This window comes from Mycobacterium sp. E2462, assembly GCF_001672685.1.
GTDB lineage: Bacteria > Actinomycetota > Actinomycetes > Mycobacteriales > Mycobacteriaceae > Mycobacterium.
Map to the genome: position 1 here is coordinate 1 of NZ_LZKC01000251.1, position 2763 is coordinate 2763.

Here is a 2763-nt window from a genome sequence, read left to right on the forward strand (position 1 = left end):
CGGCGACCGCGCCGGCGTCATCCTGATCGCCGCCACCAACCGCCCCGACATCCTCGACCCGGCCCTGCTGCGCCCCGGCCGCTTCGACCGGCAGATCCCGGTGACCAACCCCGACCTCGCCGGCCGTCGCGCGGTCCTGCGCGTGCACTCCAAGGGCAAGCCCATCGCGCCGGACGCGGACCTCGACGGGCTGGCCAAGCGCACCGTCGGCATGACCGGCGCCGACCTGGCCAACGTCATCAACGAAGCGGCGCTGCTGACCGCCCGTGAGAACGGCACGGTGATCACCAGCGCGGCGCTCGAAGAGGCGGTGGACCGGGTAATCGGCGGCCCGCGGCGCAAGGGCCGCATCATCAGCGAGCAGGAAAAGAAGATCACCGCCTACCACGAGGGCGGGCACACGCTGGCGGCCTGGGCGATGCCCGACATCGACCCCGTCTACAAGGTGACGATCCTGGCTCGCGGCCGCACCGGCGGCCACGCCGTGGCGGTGCCCGAGGAGGACAAGGGCCTGCGGACCCGTTCCGAGATGGTCGCGCAGTTGGTGTTCGCGATGGGTGGACGCGCCGCCGAGGAACTCGTCTTCCGCGAGCCGACCACGGGGGCGGTCTCCGACATCGAGCAGGCGACCAAGACCGCGCGGGCGATGGTCACCGAATTCGGCATGAGCTCCAAGCTAGGGGCCGTCAAGTACGGCTCCGAGCACGGCGACCCATTCCTGGGTCGCACCATGGGCAACCAGGCCGACTATTCGCACGAGGTGGCCCGCGACATCGACGACGAGATCCGCAAGCTGATCGAGGCGGCGCACACCGAGGCCTGGGAGATCCTCACCGAATACCGTGACGTGCTCGACACGTTGGCCGGCGAGCTGCTCGAGAAGGAGACTCTGCACCGGCCCGAGCTGGAGCGGATCTTCGCCGACGTCGAAAAGCGGCCCAGGCTAACGATGTTCGACGACTTCGGCGGTCGCATCCCGTCGGACAAGCCGCCCATCAAGACGCCCGGCGAGCTGGCCATCGAGCGCGGCGAGCCATGGCCGCCGCCCGTTCCCGAACCCGCCTTCAAGGTGGCCATCGCTGCGGCCGCCGAAGCCGCACGGGCCGACGCCGAGCGAAACGCCAACGGCGGCAACGGTTCTCACGGCACCCAGGGGGCGCCCAACGGACCCACGCAGCCCGACTACGGCGCTCCCGCGGGCTGGCACGCGCCCGGCTGGCCCCCGCAGCACCAACAGCCGTGGTACCCGCCGGGCCAGCCGCCCCAGCAGCAGTACTGGCCGCAACCGGCGACCAACCACCCGGGCCAGCCCGGTTATCCGGGGCACCCCGGCCAGCAGGGCCAGCCCTATCCGTCGTACCCGCCGTATCCGCCCTATCCGCCGCCCGCGCAACCCAGCCCGCAGGGCGGCAATTCCCCCGAACGGCGGGACGACGACGTGAGCCGGTCGAATCCGCCGGCCCACGGCTGAGAACACGGAGGATCTTCGATGGCGCTGCCGGACACGGTGACTCCCGACCTACGGGTGTTCGATCAAGCGCGTGCCGAGGCCGCGGTCAAGGAACTGCTGTACGCGATCGGTGAGGACCCCGACCGAAATGGGCTGCGGGACACCCCGGCCCGCGTGGCGCGCGCCTACCGCGAGATGTTCGCCGGGCTCTACACCGACCCCGACAGCGTGCTCAACACGATGTTCGACGAGGAACACGACGAACTGGTGCTGGTCAAGGAAATCCCGATGTACTCCACCTGTGAGCACCATCTGGTGTCGTTCCACGGGGTGGCCCACGTCGGCTACATCCCCGGCAACGACGGCAGGGTCACCGGCCTGTCCAAGATCGCGCGGCTGGTCGACCTCTACGCCAAGCGACCGCAGGTCCAGGAGCGGCTCACCAGCCAGATCGCCGACGCCCTGATGGCCCGGCTCGACCCCCGCGGGGTGATCGTGGTGATCGAGGCCGAACACCTGTGCATGGCCATGCGCGGGGTCCGCAAACCCGGCGCCACCACCACGACGTCGGCCGTGCGCGGCCAGTTCAAGACCAACGCCGCTTCCCGAGCCGAGGCGCTGGACCTCATCCTGCGTAAGTGACATCGGCGCCTGTGCGGGTAATGGGAGTCCTGAACGTCACGGACGACTCCTTCTCCGACGGCGGCCAATACCTCGACGCCGACGTCGCCGTGGCCCGCGGCGTGGCCATGGTCGCCGAGGGGGCCGGAATCGTCGACGTCGGCGGCGAGTCGACCCGCCCCGGCGCGACCCGCATCGACTCCCGCGTCGAGACTGCGCGCGTCGTTCCCGTCGTCAAGGGCCTTGCCGGGGAGGGGATCACGGTCAGCATCGACACCATGCACGCCGACGTCGCACGCGCCGCCCTGGAAAGCGGGGCGCAACTGGTCAACGACGTCTCGGGCGGGCGGGCCGACCCCGCGATGGCGCCGCTGCTGGCCGAGGCCGGGGTGCCCTGGGTGCTGATGCACTGGCGTTCGGTGTCCGCCGAGCGCCCCCACGCCGCCCCGCACTACCGCGACGTGGTCGCCGAGGTGCGTGCCGAGTTGCTGGACAGCGCCGACGCCGCAGTGGCGGCCGGGGTAGACCCCGGCCAGCTGCTGATCGACCCCGGCCTCGGATTCGCCAAGACCGCGCAACACAATTGGGCGCTGCTGCACGCCTTGCCCCAGCTGGTCGACACCGGCCTGCCGGTGCTGCTGGGCGCCTCGCGCAAGCGCTTCCTGGGTGCGTTGCTGGCCGGGCCCGACGGC

3 protein-coding genes are annotated in these 2763 nt (G+C 71.0%); all 3 read left to right on the forward strand.

Features of this window, described 5'->3' with window-relative positions; genetic code table 11:
- A partial coding sequence (locus A5714_RS12245) for an ATP-dependent metallopeptidase FtsH/Yme1/Tma family protein (RefSeq protein WP_156747290.1) occupies positions 1 to 1471 on the forward strand: 1471 nt, incomplete at its 5' end.
- 18 nt (positions 1472 to 1489) lie between these two features.
- Positions 1490 to 2092, forward strand: coding sequence for a GTP cyclohydrolase I FolE (gene folE / locus A5714_RS12250; protein WP_068070514.1), 603 nt, complete (start codon positions 1490 to 1492; stop codon positions 2090 to 2092).
- Positions 2089 to 2763, forward strand: a 675-nt coding sequence (gene folP / locus A5714_RS12255; protein WP_156747291.1) for a dihydropteroate synthase, incomplete at its 3' end; no start/stop codon positions are given. The genes folE and folP, both read left to right, overlap by 4 nt.

Coding starts and splice junctions, on each gene's coding strand:
- folE (WP_068070514.1), top strand. CDS start 1,490: ATGGCGCTGCCGGACACGGTGACTCCCGACCTACGGGTGTTCGATCAA.